Origin of the sequence: Nostoc sp. MS1 (assembly GCF_019976755.1) — a bacterium.
Lineage (GTDB): Bacteria > Cyanobacteriota > Cyanobacteriia > Cyanobacteriales > Nostocaceae > Trichormus.
The window spans coordinates 7110229-7129735 of sequence record NZ_AP023441.1 but is presented as its reverse complement, the minus strand read 5'-3'; the positions used below and the strand labels follow the sequence as shown (position 1 = coordinate 7129735).

11 protein-coding genes are annotated in these 19507 nt (G+C 39.6%); 5 read left to right on the top strand and 6 right to left on the bottom strand.

Features of this window, described 5'->3' with window-relative positions:
• Nucleotides 1–194: 194 nt before the first annotated feature.
• Together NSMS1_RS30780 and NSMS1_RS30775 are read right to left on the bottom strand one after the other, a co-directional pair.
• The gene (locus tag NSMS1_RS30780; RefSeq protein ID WP_224089350.1) at nt 195–3011 is read right to left on the bottom strand and encodes a pentapeptide repeat-containing protein; all 2817 of its coding nucleotides are present in this window, start codon (nt 3009–3011) and stop codon (nt 195–197) included.
• A gap of 104 nt (nt 3012–3115) precedes the next feature.
• Nucleotides 3116–4774 carry a pentapeptide repeat-containing protein gene (locus NSMS1_RS30775; protein WP_224089346.1) on the bottom strand — a complete coding sequence of 553 codons (1659 nt, stop codon included), beginning with the start codon at nt 4772–4774 and terminating at the stop codon, nt 3116–3118.
• Nucleotides 4775–5220: 446 nt separating this feature from the next.
• On the opposite strand from NSMS1_RS30775, the gene NSMS1_RS30770 reads away from it, so the two are divergent.
• From NSMS1_RS30770 to NSMS1_RS30760, 3 genes are all read left to right on the top strand, one after another.
• Nucleotides 5221–8211 (top strand): zinc-dependent metalloprotease, encoded by a 2991-nt coding sequence (locus NSMS1_RS30770; protein WP_224089344.1) that lies wholly within the window; start codon nt 5221–5223, stop codon nt 8209–8211.
• Between the two features lie 657 nt (nt 8212–8868).
• Nucleotides 8869–10377, top strand: a complete 1509-nt coding sequence (locus NSMS1_RS30765; protein ID WP_224089342.1) for a C2 family cysteine protease — start codon at nt 8869–8871, stop codon at nt 10375–10377.
• Between the two features lie 1067 nt (nt 10378–11444).
• Nucleotides 11445–12137, top strand: a complete 693-nt coding sequence (locus NSMS1_RS30760) for a PEP-CTERM sorting domain-containing protein (protein ID WP_224089328.1) — start codon at nt 11445–11447, stop codon at nt 12135–12137.
• Between the two features lie 117 nt (nt 12138–12254).
• Here NSMS1_RS30760 and NSMS1_RS30755 read toward each other — a convergent pair whose 3' ends face one another.
• Complete coding sequence (locus NSMS1_RS30755; RefSeq protein ID WP_224089313.1) at nt 12255–13223, bottom strand: Rieske 2Fe-2S domain-containing protein; 969 nt, start codon at nt 13221–13223, stop codon at nt 12255–12257.
• A 125-nt stretch (nt 13224–13348) separates the two neighbouring features.
• On the opposite strand from NSMS1_RS30755, the gene NSMS1_RS30750 reads away from it, so the two are divergent.
• The gene (locus NSMS1_RS30750; RefSeq protein WP_224089310.1) at nt 13349–13996 is read left to right on the top strand and encodes a TetR/AcrR family transcriptional regulator; all 648 of its coding nucleotides are present in this window, start codon (nt 13349–13351) and stop codon (nt 13994–13996) included.
• Between the two features lie 67 nt (nt 13997–14063).
• On the opposite strand, the gene NSMS1_RS30745 is transcribed toward NSMS1_RS30750, so the two are convergent.
• The 3 genes from NSMS1_RS30745 to NSMS1_RS30735 form a co-directional block, all read right to left on the bottom strand.
• Entirely contained in the window at nt 14064–14801 is a 738-nt protein-coding gene (locus tag NSMS1_RS30745; RefSeq protein ID WP_224089308.1) for a DUF1995 family protein, read from the bottom strand.
• 336 nt (nt 14802–15137) lie between these two features.
• The gene (locus NSMS1_RS30740) at nt 15138–15398 is read right to left on the bottom strand and encodes a hypothetical protein (RefSeq protein WP_224089305.1); all 261 of its coding nucleotides are present in this window, start codon (nt 15396–15398) and stop codon (nt 15138–15140) included.
• 212 nt (nt 15399–15610) lie between these two features.
• On the bottom strand, nt 15611–17029 hold the full coding sequence (locus NSMS1_RS30735) for a PPC domain-containing protein (protein WP_224089287.1): 1419 nt from the start codon (nt 17027–17029) through the stop codon (nt 15611–15613).
• A 379-nt stretch (nt 17030–17408) separates the two neighbouring features.
• Here NSMS1_RS30735 and NSMS1_RS30730 point away from each other — a divergent pair, with 379 nt between their 5' ends.
• Nucleotides 17409–19436, top strand: coding sequence for a serine/threonine-protein kinase (locus NSMS1_RS30730; protein ID WP_224089273.1), 2028 nt, complete (start codon nt 17409–17411; stop codon nt 19434–19436).
• Nucleotides 19437–19507: the final 71 nt, after the last annotated feature.

Genomic DNA, 19507 nt, shown 5'->3' with positions numbered 1-19507 from the left:
TTCTCGTGAACGAGTATCAGACACTCGCTGATGAGTCTTTTATTCTCGTGAACGAGTATCAGACACTCGCCGATGAGTCTTTGAGCCTCGTAGACGAGTTAAATTTTTAGGTTTTGCTGTCGTTCTACCCAACCTACCATTCTTTCTCAATTACGAATTACGAATTAAGCTGTTGCTTTAACGCTTCTGACACATTAATTGCTGTATTTTGTCCTCGCACATTCTCCAAGGTCTGTGCCACTGAGGTCTGCGCCATAGAGGCCTGCGTGACTGAGGTCTACGCGACTGAGGTCTGCGTCAGTGAGGTATGTGTCGCTGAGGTCTGCGCCATAGAGGTCTGCGTAAGTGAGGTCTGCGTGACTGAGGTCTGCGCCATAGAGGCTTACGTGACTGAGGTCTGCGCGGCTGAAGTCTGCACCATTGAGGTCTGCGTGACTGAGGGATGTGTCGCTGAGGTCTGCGCCACTGAGGTCTACGCCACTGAGGCTTGCGCCACTGAGGTCTGCGCCACTGAGGTCTGCGCCACTGAGGTCTGCGCCACTGAGGTCTGCGCCACTGAGAAATTGCCCAACTATTTTAATAAAATTCCCTAACTCTAAGCCCTCACTGTAGTTGATGATGCGAAGCAATTGAGTTGTTCTAAAATTTTCTTCTGGTTTACCAGATGGATAAAAGACAATTTCTTCTTTAATATCATCTCGCTCTTGGGCATAACGGTGTAACTCCAAAAGCAGAATCATCACATTCAACCCTGCATAAACATCAACCTGACGCTGACCTAACCCTGTAATTCCATACCTTTGTAACTGTCGCAACTTCTTCTGGGGTAAAGTCTCCTCAGCCGTATCAATGAATTTCCCTTGACACCATTTGCTGTAAAACTTGTCTAACCGTTTAAATAATTCCACCCAAGGAAAATCTTGATTTTCTGTTAACAACCCCATCAAATAATCTACAATTTCCCATGTTAACCCACCATAACCAAGTAAATCATATATTTCCCAATTCATTGAGACTTCAGAAATAATCGGCTGTCTCCCATCATCCGCATCATAATATTGCGTCCACGCTTTCAGCCGTGCTTTGAGGCGTTCAGCAAAGAGAAACTCCCCAAAACTTTTATGAAAGAACTCAACCCCGCCTTCTTGTTTTTCCGCAGGACGAATATAAAATGCTGCCAAGGCTGTTTTAAGTGCTTCATCACCTAATTTCTCTTTGGCTTTTTCAATTAACGCCTTGGCTGTTTCATCATCTTGTAAACGTGTTTCTAACATTGACATCGAAGCAAACTCACCACCAGACTGGACAACACAAACAGCCGCTTCTGTAAGAATGCGTTTTAAATCTTCCGGCTTTTGTTTAGTTAAACCAATGTTTAAATCTGTACCATCTCGTTCTGAACGCTGTTTAGTCAGTACCCAATTTACAGCTTCTTGGTAAATGATAATTTTAGCGGTGCGATGATCACTTGCTTGCTCTAACTTATGAATATCTAACTTCCAATCTCGATACATTGCCGCTAATAAGTAAAGCAGTAGCGGTTCTTGAGCTAATTTCTTAACTTCATGAGGACATTTATCACTTTGCAAAAACTGCTCAAATGCTGCGGTTTTACCTTTATGTATTTGTACAGTTTCCCATTTATTTAACCATTGCTGTTGGAGTTGTCTATCCATTTCCACAATCTCCACCCGTTCCAAATTCCGGGGTAAGTCAGGGATACCTTGTAAAGCCATCGACCTACCAGTAATGATGACTCGATGCCCCATTTCACCGTAGTCTTTACACTCTTTTTGAAATCCTGCTACTTGTTTAATGAAGTCTCCCAACTTAAGGTTATGTCTTGTTTCAATATGCAGTTCATCAAAACCATCAAGGATAAATAAAAACCGCGTATTGGGATTAGTTAACCAGCTTGCATCACCTTGAATGAAGTTATATTTTAATTCTGCTTTGATGGTATTTTCTAACCGCGATTCAAAAGTATCGATATCTCTGAGCCTAATTAAAATCGGTGTCCAAAGTGGGTATAACTGTCGCCACACTGCATAAGCAAACATTCTACAGAAGACACTTTTACCTCGTCCTGGGCCTCCTTGGATGAACATCACTTGTTCCAAGTTATCCGCATTTAACAGAATTTTTTTTGCCCAAGTGTCTAAATTAAATGAATCTTTTTCGTCATCTATCTTGCCATTGGTATCTACAAGTTTGGCTTTGATGGGTACATAAATATCTTTAAAGGCAAATTTCTCATCAAAAACAGATTCAAAAGGTTTCTTAGCAATATGCTTTTCTAAATAATCATCAATACTCTGAAACTTTTGCTGTTCTCTGTGCCAGTCGCCCAAGGAAGGTTGTATGATATTTTTGACGACATCACCAGCTTCTATCCAGGCTTGAAGAATGTAGCGGTGAGTGTTCCAAGCTATACGCTGCGTTACGAGTTGGGCAAATTCTGAAGAAATCTTTGCTGCTGCTAATCTGCTTAATAAAACTTGGTTGAAAATATCTGCTAATTTAGATTTATGGAAGCAGGTGATTACTTGACTTGCACTTTGATAATCTAATTCAACATCATCAAGTTTTTGTAGTTGTTTTGTTACCGCTTCAATAGTATCCGGCTGTGCATCCCAATTAACATGAGGATAAAGTCTCAAAATTTCTTTGGTACTTTCCAAATATGCTGCTTGACTGACTATGAAAACACAGTCTTCTAAAGATGGGTCTTGCTTGCTTACTTCACGGGCAAATTTTAACAAAGCAATGCCAATTGGTACAAATGGCAACCCTGCACCTACTACCTGCGCCATCGGTGAACACAACACATCTAATAAGGAAGATGAGTTTTGTAGAACTGGTTTGAGAATTTCTAGACTAGCACTCTGTTCTTTAAGGGTTTTGGCTGCTTCTAAAACTGCTTTACCTGTGTCAATACTTGTATTGAAAGTCTCTGATACTGAAAATGATTGCCGAAATTGTTGCCAAACTTGTGATAAGCGCTTGCCCATCTACTCACACCAGTGTAATTACCATTAATTCGGGTTTAGTGTAGCATTTTAAAGTGCTGAGTGCTGAGTGGGGAGTGGAAAAACCTGTCAACTGTCAACTGCCCTCACTCCATCCCCAACTGTTCACGTAATGCCTCTGGTATATTCACTGCTGTATCTAAACCGCGCACGCCTTCCCATTGCTGTTGTTCTCCCCAAGTCATTTCTTCTAGGTTGGCTTCACTCAAGTCGGTATCATCAAGGATGGCATCGCTGAGGTTGGCGCTAGTGAGGTCAGCACCGTTTAAAATTGCGCCACTCAGGTTACTACCACTAAGGTTAGCGTTGTTGAGGTTGGCGAAACTGAAGTCTGTACCCAAGAGGACGGCATCAGTGAGGTCTGCGTCGGTGAGGTCGGCTTCGCTGAGAATACCGCCACTCAAGTCGGCATCGTTGAGGACTACGCCAGTTAGGTCTACGCCACTGAGGTCTGCACCTAAGAACATCGCACCGTTGAGTTTGGCATTGTTGAGTTTCGCACCGTTGAGTTTGCCATAACTTAGGTCTGCGGCGATGAGGCTGGCGTGGCTGAGGTTGGTACTGAAAAGAATGGTATCGCTGAGGTTTGTACCGTTGAGGGTGGCGTGGCTGAGGTCTGCACCACTCAAGTCAGCACGGCAGAGGTCGGCGCGGCTGAGGTCAACATGGTTAAGGATGGCATCGCTGAGGTTTGCACCAAAGAGGATGGCGTTGCTAAGGTTGGCGCGGCTGAGTTCGGTTTCTCGGAGGTCGGCGCGGCTGAGGTCGGCGCGGCTGAGTTCGGCACGGGTGAGGGTTGCGCCTGTGAGGTTGGCACTGCTGAGGTCTGCACCGCTTAGGTTAGCATCTGTAAAGTTGGCACTGCTGAGGTTGGCATCACCCAGGTTTGCACCTGTGAGGTTGGCGTTTTGAAAGTTTGCGCCAGTGAGGTTGGCATCGCCAAGATATGCACCGCTTAGGTTCGCGCCACTGAAGTTAACGCCTGTAAGGTTGGCATTGCCAAAGTATGCGCCGCGAAAGTTACCACCTCGGAGAAATTCGCCAACTATGTTACTAAAGTTGCCAATTTCAATAGCATCACTATAATTAATTATCCGCAGTAGTTGGGAGGTGAAAAAGCTATCTGTATCTGGTACTGATGAGGGATAAAAGTTGATTTGTTGGCGGAGTTCTTCTTGCTCTTGGGAATGGCGGTGTAATTCTAGGAGTAAAATCAGGACGTTAAGTCCGGCGTAGATATCAACCTGTCTTATTCCAATTGCCTGATTTTGTGCTAGGATTTCGATTAATTTTCTCTGAGGTAAGTTCTCGTTTGGTGGCGCATCAATAAATTGCCCCCGACACCAACGTTGATAAAAATCTTCTAGGCGCACAAATAGCGGCACTGGTCGTAATTGCTTTTCAAGTATCAGCAATTCCATGACTGTTTCCACTATTTCTATTGTTAATGCACTATCACCTAGTAAATCATATATTTCTTCATGGAGTTGGCGATCGCTAGTCTGAAATTCCCCATCACTATCTTCTATTGTCCAGGTTTCCAAACTTGTTCGTAATCTTTGACACAAAATCTCTTTCTGTAAATTAACTTGAGAAAAAGTTACATTTCTATTTAATTTTTGAGCGTGTTTTCCCAGAGGTGAAAATGGGTGATTACCTGCATACTTTGTTGTAGGTCTATCTGTTGACCTTGTACCACGCACATAATTTTGTAGAAGTTTCCAAACTTGAGGTAACTGTGACATTTCTTTTATCCGTTAATAATAAATTAGCAAGGCACAGATATATAGAAAAAATAAATGTTTAGCTACTGTCAGCAATTAAATGGTTGGTATAAAATAAATCACGGTAATATTAATAGGATATTAATCAACAACGTCTGACATAAGGAAGCAAAGGTATTTTTTATAGAACAAACTAATTTGATTAAGCCAAAGAGAATCAACCAAACTATATTACAAAACTTAACTAGACTTTAAATACCTACAAATGACCAATGATTAATTAAGCTTGACTCACACCAACCTACTGATTAGAAGAAATACTACAACAAAACAGCACCAAAATTCTAAAAAATGCTCATGATTAGGAACTGATAAGTTAAGACTTTGCCATCAGTTAGTTTTGAGTACTTTTAGATTCACTATAAAAACTAAAAATCGCTTATCAGGAATTGTCAGGAAAAGACTAAATGAACAAGATTACTTTTTATATAATTTTATTACATGGATTGTTTTTTGGCATCGCCACAGCTAACGCCAAATTATCAACTGGGAATCATATCAATAGCACTTCTGAGTCTTATAAAAGTGTTAAAGACTCTCACTTTTCAACACCCCAACGCCCTGACAACCTAAATCAAGATGCTAATATCAAGCAAACAGCTAAACTAATACAAAAGCCTGAACATGTTTGGGTAATTGACCACAAGCAAGAGGTAAAAGACAAATCATTTATTTGGGTAGTTGATGACATTAAAAATGTGGCGCAACAACCATTTTTAAAAGTTAGCAAACCTACAGAAAAGCCAGAAAAAAAACCTAATACAGAAACTAAGCCAGAAAAGAAAGATGAATTGGAATCTTTTGATGAAGTAGTTAAAGATACAGAAAAATTACAAGGTGTATTCAATTTATATCGGAATAAAGAGAAAAATAAGATATATTTAGAGATTAAGCCCGAACAACTTAATAAAAATTTCTTAGCTACCGCCACACTAGAATCGGGGATAGGTGAACAGGGTATTTATAGTGGCTTACCTTTACAAGACTTTTTATTCTACTTTAAAAGAGTAGACAAGAAATTATCTTTTGTAGTGCGTAACGTGAATTTTCGCACAAGAGAAGGTGATCCACAAGCGCGATCGCTCGCCCGTTCGTTTAGTGATTCCGTTCTCTACTCAGTAGACATCAAAAGTATTCACCCGCAAAGAAAAACCTTACTTATAGATTTGGGTGATATACTCCTAGCTGACCTATCCGGGTTATCCTTGTTCACAGGCTTAACCGCCAATACAGACCAGTCTTACTTCGGGAATGCCAAAGCCTTCCCACAAAACTTAGAAATTGAGTCAGTATTGAACTTTTCTGGTGGTAGTGGCAGTAGCAAAAGTGATCAAATGTTATATTTCAGCACTGTACCAGACAGCAGGGGCTTTACCCTGCGAGTTCACTATAGCCTCTCCCAACTACCAGAAAATAATTACCTTCCTCGTTTAGCTGATGAACGTGTCGGTTACTTTATCACCGCTTACCAAGATTTATCAAAAGAAGAACGCAACGATCCCTTCATGCGCTACATTAATCGTTGGCATTTAGAAAAACAAGACCCAAATGCACCTATATCTCCTCCGAAAAAACCCATAGTCTTTTGGATTGATAACGCCGTACCGCTACAGTACCGCGAAGCCATCAAAGAAGGCGTACTCATGTGGAATAAAGCTTTTCTCAAAGCTGGATTTAAGGATGCGATTGAAGTTAAGCAGATGCCAGACAATGCCACATGGGATGCAGCCGATATTCGTTACAATACAATTCGCTGGATTAACACCGTCGATGGTTATTTTGCTATGGGGCCATCTCGCGTTAATCCTTTAACTGGGGAAATTTTGGATGCAGACATATTAGTGGACGCAAGCCTTGTCCGCTTACTCAAGAGTAGATATAGTACGCTTGTGGAACCAAATCAAACTAGTAACCGCAGTTCTTTGTCGGAATTAATCCGAAATCGCGGACTGTGTAGTAATAGTTTCACTACAAAACCAAATAACCCGACTCAGCAAGAATCGAACGATTCCAAGGGCTTTTTGCAACGTCTGTCCAAGCTAGCTGGTAATTATGATTTATGCTACGGCATGGAAGCCGCTAATCAATTTGCTTTTGGGGCTTTGTCCATGTCACTTTTGCAAAACACCCCACCTAATGACGAAGAAGTACAAAAATATATCAGTCAGTATTTACGTCTAATTATTGCTCATGAAGTAGGGCATACCTTGGGCTTGCGTCACAACTTCCGTGGTAGTAATCTGCTATCACCAGAAGAAATGAACAATCCAGAAGTCGTCCGTCAAAAAGGGTTGACAAGTTCAGTTATGGACTACCTTCCCCCAAATATTGCCCTCCACGGTACAAAGCAGGGAGATTACTTTCCTAGTATGGTAGGGGTTTATGATGAATGGGCAATTCAGTATGGTTATACGCAAACTAACGCCAAGACACCCATCGCGGAAAAGCCAATTCTGCAAGAAATCGCTGGTAAATCTGACCAGCCACAGTTGAGTTACTCCCCCGATGAAGATATGTATGACCTTGATCCTACCGCCGATGCTTGGGATCATAGTAGTAACGTTTTAGTTTATTCCCAGTCGCAGTTAGATAACTCGCGGTTAATGTGGGCAAATTTGAATAAACGTTTTCCCATGCCTGGAGAAAGTTATAGTGATTTAAGCGATCGCTTTGGTTCAGTCCTCAATAACTATTTCCAAAATATCTTCTACACTACTAAATACATCGGTGGACAATCTTTTTATCGTCTACGCGCCGGCGAAAACTCACCTACTAGGTTAAGCAGTCGCCAAAATCGTCTACCTTTTGAACCCGTACCTGTAGAACAACAACGGCAAGCCCTCAAGACATTACAAAAGTACATCTTTGCTGAGGATGCCTTGAATTTCCCTCCCAATTTGCTGAATAAATTAGCACCTTCACGGTGGTATCATTGGGGCAGTTTCCCCCGCGTTGGCCGCTTAGATTATCCCATTCATGACTTGATACTATTGTTGCAAGGGTCGGTTTTGCGGGAATTACTATCAGGCGATCGCCTCTCCCGCATCAAAGATATCGAACTTAAATCAACACCAGAAAAAGCACTAACTCTCCCAGAGCTTTTTGATACCTTGCAAAATGGAATTTGGACAGAAGTTCTCAAACCAAAAGCTGGTGCAGTGAAAATTACCAGCCTCCGGCGCGGCTTGCAACGGGAATATTTAGATATTCTGATTGCTATGGTATTACGGCGGGAATACGTTCCTGAAGATGCCCGTTCCTTGGCTTGGTATAAACTGAAACAATTAGATGAGAAGCTCAAGTCAGTGAATACCAATGATGAATATACCAAAGCCCACTTACTAGAAACTAGCGATCGGATTGAGAAAGCTTTGAACGCACCATTACAAGCAAATTAGTAAAGCTTTTGCTCTGTGATATCAAGTCTGCTTAATTACATAGGATCTGGTGGCTTTGGTTGGTAAGCTAGAAGACATTTATTTTACATCTTGGAATTAAATGAAAATCCTGTGGGGTAGGCATCTTGCCTGCCCATTTTCTGTAATTTAAATGTGCAATAGCTTAATAGGTAATAGCAAATTGGTAATTATTTTTTACTATTAGCAATTAGCAACTACTAACCTCCGAAACATGATAAATATTTAAGCGTACATAATATGGCTTAATACAAGTTTAATTAGCATTTTATCCATCCCTCTTTGACACAAAGAGGGTTTTTTGCGACTGTCTAAATCACGCTAAATTACATTTATTCAAGTTTAAATTCGCTTTGCAATAATATTTCTTTATTTGACAAATTATCTCGATTTAGTTGTATACTGTTTCCTCGATTAAGTAGTTTTACTCAAATCCCATATAGCAGTCGAATCATAGTTTATAAAATAAATCAAAAATGGTCAAAGCTACTGCTATATTGCGTATTTCTACTCTAGATTATTCACAAACTTAAAGCGCAACATTAAACAAATTTCACCATATCTTTTTGTTTAAAGCTTTAAGAATTTACAGTGTGTAATTTTTCAAGTGGTTTCGACTAGGATTCAGTAAGGAAATTTATGGCTCTTGATAAAGCGGGTAACACCCTCAGTAAAAGTCAGAAAATAACTCTCAAGACAGAAACTCAAAGTATTTCTGATTGGGTAGGCTCCTCTGATATCGATGATTTCTATAGCATTAGTTTAAGTTCCCGTAGTAGTGTGAGTATTGCTATAGATGGCTTAAGCGCTAATGCAGATTTACAACTGCTTAAGGACAATAACAGCAATCACTCAATTGATAAAGGCGATGTGATTGCTAGTTCTAATAAAAGCGGAACTCTTAGTGAATCAATCCGCGAAACTTTAAACGCTGGTAATTACTTTATTAGAGTCTATTCAAAGAGTGGTAATACTAAATACGATTTGAATTTCTTTCAAACTTCTTCAACCTCTTCACAAGAGGTCTACAAAGAGAGTAGCGTTAGTAGCAATACAGTAAATAGCACATTAGCAGCTACCAGTGCAGATTGGTTTAGTCAAAATTTAAGCGACCAAAAAATTGTTTCTTTGGCACGCAACTTAGCATCTGATGGTAAATTAAGCCGTCAGGATATGTTGGATATTTTCAGAAATGTCCAAGATAATTCTGCGGTTGACAGCAATGAAATACAAGACTTGAAAGCATTAGTTGCTGCTGGCAATAAATTTAATATGGAAGACCATGTTAAATGGCTCTCAGCACAGGTTGCTAATGGGGCTTCTGTAGGTATGAGTGCTAGTAGTTTTGAGTCTAACTTAGTAGGTCGCTGGTTCTTAGGAACTGTAGCACCGACACCAGAGTTTAATGGTAAAAAGCTTACTTACACAGAGGTCAATGGTAGTTTGTTTGGTAGTAGCAATAAGGCTCAAATAAGTGATATTCATCAAGGAACAATCAATGACTGTACATTCTTAGCAGCTCTAGGCGCAACCTTTAGCCCTCAGTCTGATGATTCTGGTAATGCTTCCAGTTCTCTAATCAATAGCATGATTAAAGATAACGGAGACAATACTTATACTGTACGCTTTTACTCAGGTAGATATTATCAGCCTGGTGAAGCACAATATGTAACAGTAGACCGTCGTATTGCCACCAGCATAGCTGCTCAAAGAAATAATGGCGTTCTTTGGGTAGCGTTAGTAGAAAAAGCTTATGCTCAATGGCGCGAATGGACGGATAGTCGTCCTGGCTATAACATCATTGGTAATGGCGGCGCTCTTGCTCCTCCTCTTAGCTTCATTACAGGACGCAAGACTACTAACTATACTCCGAGTAAAATCAATTTTTCGATGCTGGAAACTGCTTTAAAAGCTGGCAAGGCTATAACTACGTCGAGGTCTGGCAACGATACCTCGTATATTTTGGGTACACATGCCTATTCAGTAAGAAATGCTTACATCGATAGTAACGGAAAACAACGTGTTGTAGTCCGCAACCCTTGGGGAGTAGACGGCGGCAAAACTAAAAGTGGTGCTAATGATGGGTTTATTAACCTATCCTATGATGACTTTATCAAGTCCTTCAATCTAGGGGTTTCCATTTCTTAGTAAAAATAGATCAACAAAGAGTACTTCTCACATAAATTTTCACACATCAACTCCGAACTGACGCACTAAGCTGTCTGTTCCAACTTGGCATGAGAATATAGGGGTGTAAAGGTTTTGAGCATCAATACCCCTCCTTTTCCCAAGCCTTAATTTTTAGTTTTTATCTGTAAGTATTGCACTCATCAAGACTTGTTCTTATAAGGACTGGATTGATAGTAAAAAAATATACTTGATTAATGCAAAATACTTTGATGAGTAAAATAGCTTCTGCATATTTTTATCAAGTTAAAAATATTACATTGTTTATTATGCACCAATAAAACAGCTTAGAAACATTGCCGAAGTATAAATGCTTATAAAACAGTTAATTTGTAACTATATTAATTCTTTTATCTAAATAGGATAAATCTCAGAAATTTGCATAACACAATCATTATCATATGAAATTATTTTATTTGTATATATCAATAGTTATAATCTTTGGCTGCAAAAATATCTACCAAAGGTTCTACTGAGTAAAATCGCCCGGATAAAATACACATTTTATTTAAAAAAATTAAACGCTGTTTAATATATTGAAGCGATTGTATATACATTTATTAGCTCTATATGCTTTGTATGGCAGGCATTTCATTAAAAATAAAAATTAATAATCTAACTTTTAATCTCATATAAAACTAATGCTATTTATATTGATGTTTTTTAACTTCAATTGACATTAAAAAATTCAACCAGTAAAACATCTATCTAAGGTATTAAAATTTAAAACAGTAAATCAATTTAAAAATACGAATCTTTATTTAACCGCTTAAACTTAGCAGTTTCTTTATGAAAAACTAAATAACAACATAAAGTTAATGTGTAATGATACTGATTAAGTAAAGTACATAATTAAAACTATAGGTATTAACTTAACTTTGTTTTGTTTACTTAGTTAGGATAAGTTTTGCGTATACATATAATTTTTATGTTACCAATACCTATAGCTAATCAGCGGGGTTTGTACTTACCCAATTTGGAATGATCTTGAAATTAGACAACTGTAAATTACTGACATGGTGAATAAAATGACAAATTTCAAGAACTGGGGTCGTGGAGTAGCATTAGCAAGCAGCACATTAGCTTTAGGCTCTGCCTTAGCTATTTCCTCAAGCATCTCCTCTGCTCAAGCTGTATCACTTGGTTCGATTAATATTACTGGTGGGTCTACTATCAGTAACGTTACTGACCCATCACCAGCAAATGACACTATTTCATTCACTGCGCCTTTTACAACTGTATCGTCCGAGGGTGCATTTGCTGGTTTGGTTGCTAACTCAATATCAACCATCAATCTAACTAGTAGCGGAGCCGGAACTGAGGTTTCAGGAACGACATTAACACCCTACTCATCTACAATTCCCACTTCATTCATTAGTTTTACAAATGGTTCAACCTTCGTTCTTGATGAAGCCCCCATTGCTGGGAGAAGTTTTACTCCTTCTCTTGGTGAGAATATCGTAGGATACACATTCCCTGAATTACGAGGAACATTATTAAGCAGTACTAATGACTTCATTAGCCAAGGGATTCTTACAGCAAATCAAATCAGTGGGACTGCTGTCAATGGTAGCTTCTCCTTTACTCTGTCTGCTCTTAATGTAGGAGTAGGTCAGCCAGTACCAGAACCTACAACCACAGGCGCACTTGCTGCTTTAGGAATAGGTGCGTTGTTTACAAACAACGTGGTTAAGAAAAAGAAAGTAAAAATAAACGCTTAATAAGGGCTTTCATTAAGCGTTTATTCTGATTAACCTTGTAAAACCTCTATGGCCCTGAGAAGTCATAGAGGTTTTATAATTGTAAGTCTAGAACATCATAGGTAATACAGTTTTTGCCTATAAATTAGGAAAACTCTCAAAATTGCGACGCACCCAATCCATTCCCACTTCATTATTCAACTTGATTTTCTGCGGTGTATTGGGGTAAATTTTCTCCAAGATATCTGCGTCTTGCTGCACGACTAGATCAATCAACTTCAATAGATTACCTTTGATGAGGTGTGCAATTGGAGAATAGGCTTTCATGTACATCAAGATAAACACGCGGGATTGAGTTTCTGTTTCTGGCACGTAAAAATGGCATTCCTTCAAACTTAACAGTTTATTTTCAGCGTGCATTAATCCCATAAATGGGAAAAAGTTTTCTAGATGTACTTCTAACACTTTTGGCATTGCCAATTGACCAGGATTTTTGAGAATGTCTCGTAATGTTGGTGATTTTCTCGGTTGTGACAAGTAAGCATGAGAATGTAAACCCTCATCAATAAACTGCTTTACTTGCACTTCTTCAATCTCAAATAATTCTCGATGTGTCCCATTTTGATGATTGTAGTCGTGCATATTCAACAACAAACTGAGAATATCAGTACCTACGCTGCGTTCTCCTGTAACGCCGATAAACTCGTACTCTGCGGCAATGTTATTCATAATTGGGGGAATTGGTATCTGCGGTGCATATCCGCCGTAAGTCCAGATAAAATCCCCTTGGATAATTAACTCTAATGGTTGTAAGAGTGATTTGGTTTGTTTTTGAGAACCAGGTAGAACTGTGCAGCCTGAATAGTCAAATTCTAAGGCATGAAAAGGACAAGCGATCGCACTACTACCATCAGCTTTTGTCACACACCACCCTTCTGATAGCATTGCACCCATATGCGGACAAGCATTCGGTAAGGCATTAATTGCACCATAGCTATCTTGCCAAATCACATAATCATCACCCAATAGGGAAATTTTCATCGGCTGATTGGGTTTTAGCATTGAACGATGTGCCACCAGCCAAGGTGCGCCTTGCAACTGCTGCATAACTTTTATTTTAACTGACTAATTAGTTAGTTAGTTTATCAATGTATTGTAATTAGGTCAATTCAAGGATTGAATGTGGTTATTATTTTGGTACGATAGAAGGGTAAACCATAAATGAAGGTATTGTGGCTCGAACAGGGAAACGAGTTACTAAATCAGTCCGTCCATTTCGAGATGCTGAGGTGACACAGCAGCAAATTTTAGATGCAGCAGAACAAGAATTTTCCCGACATGGATTAAATGGGGCGCGGATGGGTGCGATCGCCACTCGTGCTAAAGTAACAACGGCAACACTTCACTATTATTTTGAGAATAAGGAAAGCTTGTACAAAGCAGTATTACAACGTCCAGTTGATGAAGTACAGGCGACTCTAGGACAAATAAGCTTTGATGATTTACCGCCAGATGAAGCACTCAAGCAGATAATTCGGATTGCGATCGCCAATGAAGCTAAAAACCCTCAGCGTCAAATGTTGTGGTTTCAAGAAGCAAGCCAAAATCAAGGAATCTATTTTAAAGAATGTAACGTCTTGAGTTTGCATGAACATTTGCTCAAAACTTTAGAAAGAGGAATAAAAGAAGGATACTTTCGTCCTCTAAAACCATTCTTGGCACTAACGCATATCTTGAGTGTTTGTCTGTTTTACTTTACAGTCCACGAAAACTGGAAACATCTGACACCAGATATTGACCGATTGAGTCCAGAACTGATTGAGGAACACATAGAAGAAGCGATCGCCTTTATTTTGGCTGGTGTGAAAAAATATTCTTAAGTGCTGGTAATAGGTAATAGTTTCTTCTCAATTACCAATTACCAATCACCCATTACCAATTACCAACTTAACTACTTAACGCCTTAATAAAACGTTGCAAACTCTTGAATACACTGGGCTTTTTCACAGGCGTACCATCTGTTCCTGATGTTTGTGGTTGTCCTTTCATCAGGATTAAATCTATGTCATCACCCGATGGTTTTTTGGGTAATTCGGCAATTTTTGTCCATCCACTTTCGTTATCTACCCAAATTCCCCACTGTTCAGGGTAAGCACGAAAGACAGCCGTCTCATCATCAACAGGGCGTAGGTAATAGCTAGACTCAATCGTACTGAGAAAACGCTGACGGGTTTGTCTGGCTGTATAACCTATACCTACAGCGCCAGCATCTTCTAGGCGGGGATTTAAGAAAATAACGGGGCGATCGCCTATTATTTCACAAATTTTCTCTAATTGGGGTACTTCTACAGCCGTGGGAGAGATAAACAGAAAAATCTCATCTTCCGGTTGAATTTTCGATTGAATAGAAGCAACCCTTCCTGTACCGATATCCAAAATTTGAAAAGCTGCATCTGTCCAATCACGACGCGCCAAAGCGGCCGCACCAGCATCAGCAAAGAAAACCTTCAAGCCAGAACCATATTCTGTCAACAAAGGCAGAAATTGCTCCGCCACAGGCATAAACTTGAGTTCGGGAAACAACAAATCTACTTGGATGCGGGTATAACCGTCTGCTAAAGCGGCTTTGGTAGCCTCACGGGATTGGGCGATCGCGTCTTCCAGACTGTTGGGAAGTTCAGGCATAATTTATGTCTCTCTCAAGCATTCACTCCTATTAATATTAGTCCTTGGTCAGTTGACAGTTGACAGTTGACAATTGACAGTTAGTTGTCATTAGTTTTCCCCCTTACTCCCTATTCCCCTCCCAGGAGGGGCTAGCTTTCAAACGTAGGGTTTTTAGAATCTCAAAAATAGTTGAGAAAATTCTCAATTGTTTAACGTGGTTTGGTCGTTTCAGGATTTAAGCATCGGCTGAAATAGCCAAAAAATGTCCAAATACAAAATACCTACCCTTGAAAGGGAGGGGCTAGGGGTGGGTTACTCCTTCATCTTCCCCATCTCCCCCATCTCCCCACTCCCTCACGGCAATATTGGCGGCTCATTGCTAACCAACAGTTCTTTTTTACTGCGTTTCAATTGTTTCCACAGAGCTTTAATTTGTTCGTAAGCCTCATCAGAAGAAAGTTTGCCTGAAGTTTCTAAAGCTGTGATGTAGCCTACTTTGTGGGAAAATTCTTGCAAATTAGCATTGAATATCAGATTTTCTACCTTCGTCTGTCCGTAGTAGCGACTGCGGGGATAAAGAAAGTTATTTTTATCATTTTGATGAGCATTTACCATCGCTTCACTTCCTATTCAAGTTTTTGTGATTAAACCTTTTATATTGAGGAAAATAGTTTTCCCTCTTTTCAATCATTAATTAACATCAACAGCAAATTAGGTATTTTCTACAAATAGTTTTTCATAGTCAGAACTTACGCAAAGAAACTGTTATCTATGGAAGGGTGTAATGTAAACTTTTACTACACCCTTGTCAAAAACCTTGATTTTTTTTAGAAAAGAGTCACCCGGTATGCGCCACGGTTGAGAGGACTGTTTGAGGTAACGACTATATAGTAAGTATCATCTTCAGGCAACCTAGCTCGGTCAATCAAAGCACTATAAATCCCATCTTTGTCATTGTCCGCAGCGATGGTTTTTCCTTGAGAATTAAGCAAGATTATATAAGGGGAAAATTCTTCATTGATACTATCTACACGAATACTTACAAGCTGATTCTTTTTACCTTGAAACTGAGACACATTGTAAGGGCTGCGATTTTGTTTAATAAAGGAGCTTTGAGGGTTCAGTTCGGCAGATTCATCTAGAATATAACTTGCTCGGTCATTTCTCAGAGCCAGACTATAGCGACCTGTATCGCCAGGGTTGCGGCTGGTGACTGCAATTGTGTAAGTTCCCTTGACTGGTAATCGAACAAAGACAAAAGCATCCTTAACGCCACCATTCGTCCCAACTCCGCCTCTTTTTAAAACCACTTTATTATCAGGGTCGAGCAGAAACATATAAGGATTGAGATTTAAGTTACCTGAACGGCGTGAATCGGCGCTCCCACCCAGCCTGATTTGAATTAGTTGGTTTTCCCGCCCCTCAAATTTATAGAAATGAAAATATCTACCTTGGGACTGAAAATCACCTTTAGATAACACGCCAAAAGCAATATCAGCAAAATTAATCTGTTTAAACGGAGGGTTAACCAAGGAAACAGGAGAAATTGTAGAACTTGAATTGCGACCTCTACCTGAGTTTGTCACTCCTCCACGACTTCGTTGTGGTGAAGTAGAGTTATTTTGTCTAGGTTGAGGTGTTGGGGGTGTAAATTGTCTTCTGGGTGTTGGGTTTGTTTCTCTCGGCTGAGGTGTTGGGTTGGAATTGTTAGGTGTTGATTGTCTGAGTGTAGGGTTTGTTTCTCTCGGCTGAGGTATTGGGTTGGAATTGACAGGTGTTGATTGTCTCGGTGCGGGGTTTGTTTCTCCCGACTGAGGTATTGGGTTGGAATTGTTAGGTGTTGATTGTCTGGGTGTAGGGTTTGTTTCTCCCGGCTGAGGTGTTGGGTTGGAATTGTTAGGTGTTGATTGTCTGGGTGTAGGGTTATTTTCTCCCGACTGAGGCGTAGGATTAGATTCTGTTGAGGTGGAAGGTTCCCGAACAGGGATAGGTGAATTAATTGATGGTTTAGGTTGTGATTGAGGAGTGGTAGGTGGTGCAGAAGTGGGTATTTGCTCGATCGCTTGCTGTACTGCTTCTGGTTGTCTCTCGTCTGGTGTTTTAGCAATTATCAGTTTTTCAGGGTTATTAAAAATACTTTGCGCCAATATAGGTGTGTAGTCTGCCACTAATAAACCACCGCTAATGGAAACAATCAGCGCATAATTCAATCTAAACCAATAGTTTTTGTTCTTTTGTTTGGTCATAAATTACTCCTCACCCTGTTAGTCTCGATAGATTTTATATCTTTAGATGGATAATTTTATTCATATTTAATGATATGAAAGCAATTATTTTATATTGTCAAAATAGCTGTTATACACTAACACTCCAATATAAATTTTATATACAAAAGAGAGTAGATTTTCTATGTCATTGATTTTAATATGCCTGATCAAGCACGTATCGCAGTTAGTATTAAGCAGACAGGATGTTAAATTTTTACTAAAAATAGAAATTCAATTTTCATTTTAAATCTTTTAACCGCCCATGTACAACTTTTAAATTAATAAAAATGCGGCAAATTAACAGCAAAAATACTACTGTTAAATTAATATATACTCAAACTTTACACGGATTCCCAGTATGCTTTGCTGTTTGAATCCTGATTGCTCAATGCCTCAAAACCCTGATGGCACAACGTATTGCCAATGTTGCGGTACACCATTGATACCATTATTACGGGGGCATTATCGGATTATCAAGGTGCTATCAGATGAAGGTGGATTTAGTAGGACATATCTATCAGAAGATATAGATAAACTAAATGAATTATGTGTTGTTAAACAATTTGCGCCTAAAGTTCAAGAGGCTTCAGCGATGAAAAAAGCTGTTGAGTTATTTCAAAAAGAAGCTCAACGCTTGCAACATTTAGGTGAACATGACCAAATTCCTGCACTTCTCGCTTATTTTGAGGAAAACAATTACTTGTTTTTAGTGCAGCAATATATTAATGGAGAAAATATTTTACAAGAATTACGCCAAGGGGTAGTTTACAACGAAAGTAAAATTGTAGAATTTCTGTCAGATTTACTGCCTGTATTGAAATACATTCATGAGCGTGGAGTAATTCATAGAGATATTAAGCCGCAGAATATTATCCGCCGTCACAACGATGGCAAATTAGTATTAATTGATTTTGGCGCAGCCAAGCAGCTAACAGCGACAATGCAGACTCAATTGGGAACTACCATCGGTTCACTAGGTTATACCCCAATTGAACAGATGCAGTTTGGTAAAGCCTACCCAGCGAGTGATTTATTTAGCTTGGGTGCAACTTGCTTTCATCTGTTGACGGGAATTAGTCCTTCTAAACTATGGATTAAGCAGGGTTACGGTTGGATTGGTACTTGGCCACAATATTGGCAGACTTCAGGTTCAGATAAAAACGCTAGTGAACGTTTAGTCAAGATTTTAAACAAGTTGTTAGAAACAGATACTCAAAAGCGTTATCAATCGGCTGATGAAGTGATCCATGACTTGATAGATTTGCGATCGCTACTGGCCACATCCCAAACTACAATACCAAACTCCGCCATCTTGCCAACAGCTTGGAAACCATCAAGTTTACTCTCAGCACCTACAACCCAAAAACAGGTTACAAAATTATTCAATGGTAAGTTTAAGCAACAATTCCTCATCAATGCAGTTATCGTATTGTTGGGATTAGGAGGAGTTGGGTATTTGTACACACTTCCACAACCTACCTCTCAATCTTCAGATTCTACCCAACCCTACACCCTCAAGGGACATTCTAGCGATGTTAATTCCGTTGTCTTTTCCCCTGATGGACAATTTCTAGCTACTGGCAGCGATGATAAGACAATTAAAGTATGGAATTTAAAAACTAGACAAAAAATTCATAGTCTCAATGGTCATGCTGGCTGGGTTTGGAGTGTAGCGATCGCCCCAGATGGTAAAATCTTAGCTAGTGCGGGTGCTGATAAAACCATCAAATTGTGGAATTTGACGACAGGAGAACAAATCCGCAGCTTTAAGGGACATTCTCAGGGAGTTGCCAGCATAGCCTTTAGCCCAGATGGCAAGACTCTAGCTAGTGGCAGCTTAGATAAGACAATTAAACTGTGGAACCTAACAACAGGAAAAGAAATTCGTACCTTAACTGGACATACTAGCCAAGTTTCCAGCATTGCTTTCAGTCCAGATGGTAAGACTCTGGCTAGTGGTAGTTGGGATAAAACCATCAAATTGTGGAATTTGGGAACTAATCAAGTAATTCGTACTTTGAAAGGACATTCCGACTTAGTGATGTCTGTAGCTTTTAGTCCTGATGGGAAGATGCTTGTTAGTGGTAGTAAGGACAAAACAATTAGATTATGGAATATAGCAACCGGAGAGACAATTCACACCCTGAAAGGGCATTCTGACAAAGTTAACTCCGTCGCTTATATACCCAGAAATAACGGAGTTATTGCTAGTGGCAGTAGTGACAACACAATTAAACTATGGAATCCGACAACAGGAGAGATCATCCGTACATTAAAGCGCGATTCTGGATACATTTATTCTGTAGCCATTAGTCCAGATGGACATAATCTCGCCAGTGGTGGTAGTGCTGACAATATTATTAAACTCTGGCCGATGAGTTGGTGAAATTGATGCGTTGCTGAAGTTCAGGTTGCTGCTTTACTAAATATTATATTATTATATTTTCTTCCAAATAG

What these genes read in the sequence shown, in the direction of transcription:
- NSMS1_RS30780 (WP_224089350.1), bottom strand. Translation starts at nt 3,011, where the DNA reads ATGGGCAAGCGCTTATCACAAGTTTGGCAACAATTTCGGCAATCATTT.
- NSMS1_RS30775 (WP_224089346.1), bottom strand. Translation starts at nt 4,774, where the DNA reads ATGTCACAGTTACCTCAAGTTTGGAAACTTCTACAAAATTATGTGCGT.
- NSMS1_RS30770 (WP_224089344.1), top strand. Translation starts at nt 5,221, where the DNA reads ATGAACAAGATTACTTTTTATATAATTTTATTACATGGATTGTTTTTT.
- NSMS1_RS30765 (WP_224089342.1), top strand. Translation starts at nt 8,869, where the DNA reads ATGGCTCTTGATAAAGCGGGTAACACCCTCAGTAAAAGTCAGAAAATA.
- NSMS1_RS30760 (WP_224089328.1), top strand. Translation starts at nt 11,445, where the DNA reads ATGACAAATTTCAAGAACTGGGGTCGTGGAGTAGCATTAGCAAGCAGC.
- NSMS1_RS30755 (WP_224089313.1), bottom strand. Translation starts at nt 13,223, where the DNA reads ATGCAGCAGTTGCAAGGCGCACCTTGGCTGGTGGCACATCGTTCAATG.
- NSMS1_RS30745 (WP_224089308.1), bottom strand. Translation starts at nt 14,801, where the DNA reads ATGCCTGAACTTCCCAACAGTCTGGAAGACGCGATCGCCCAATCCCGT.
- NSMS1_RS30740 (WP_224089305.1), bottom strand. Translation starts at nt 15,398, where the DNA reads ATGGTAAATGCTCATCAAAATGATAAAAATAACTTTCTTTATCCCCGC.
- NSMS1_RS30735 (WP_224089287.1), bottom strand. Translation starts at nt 17,029, where the DNA reads ATGACCAAACAAAAGAACAAAAACTATTGGTTTAGATTGAATTATGCG.
- NSMS1_RS30730 (WP_224089273.1), top strand. Translation starts at nt 17,409, where the DNA reads ATGCTTTGCTGTTTGAATCCTGATTGCTCAATGCCTCAAAACCCTGAT.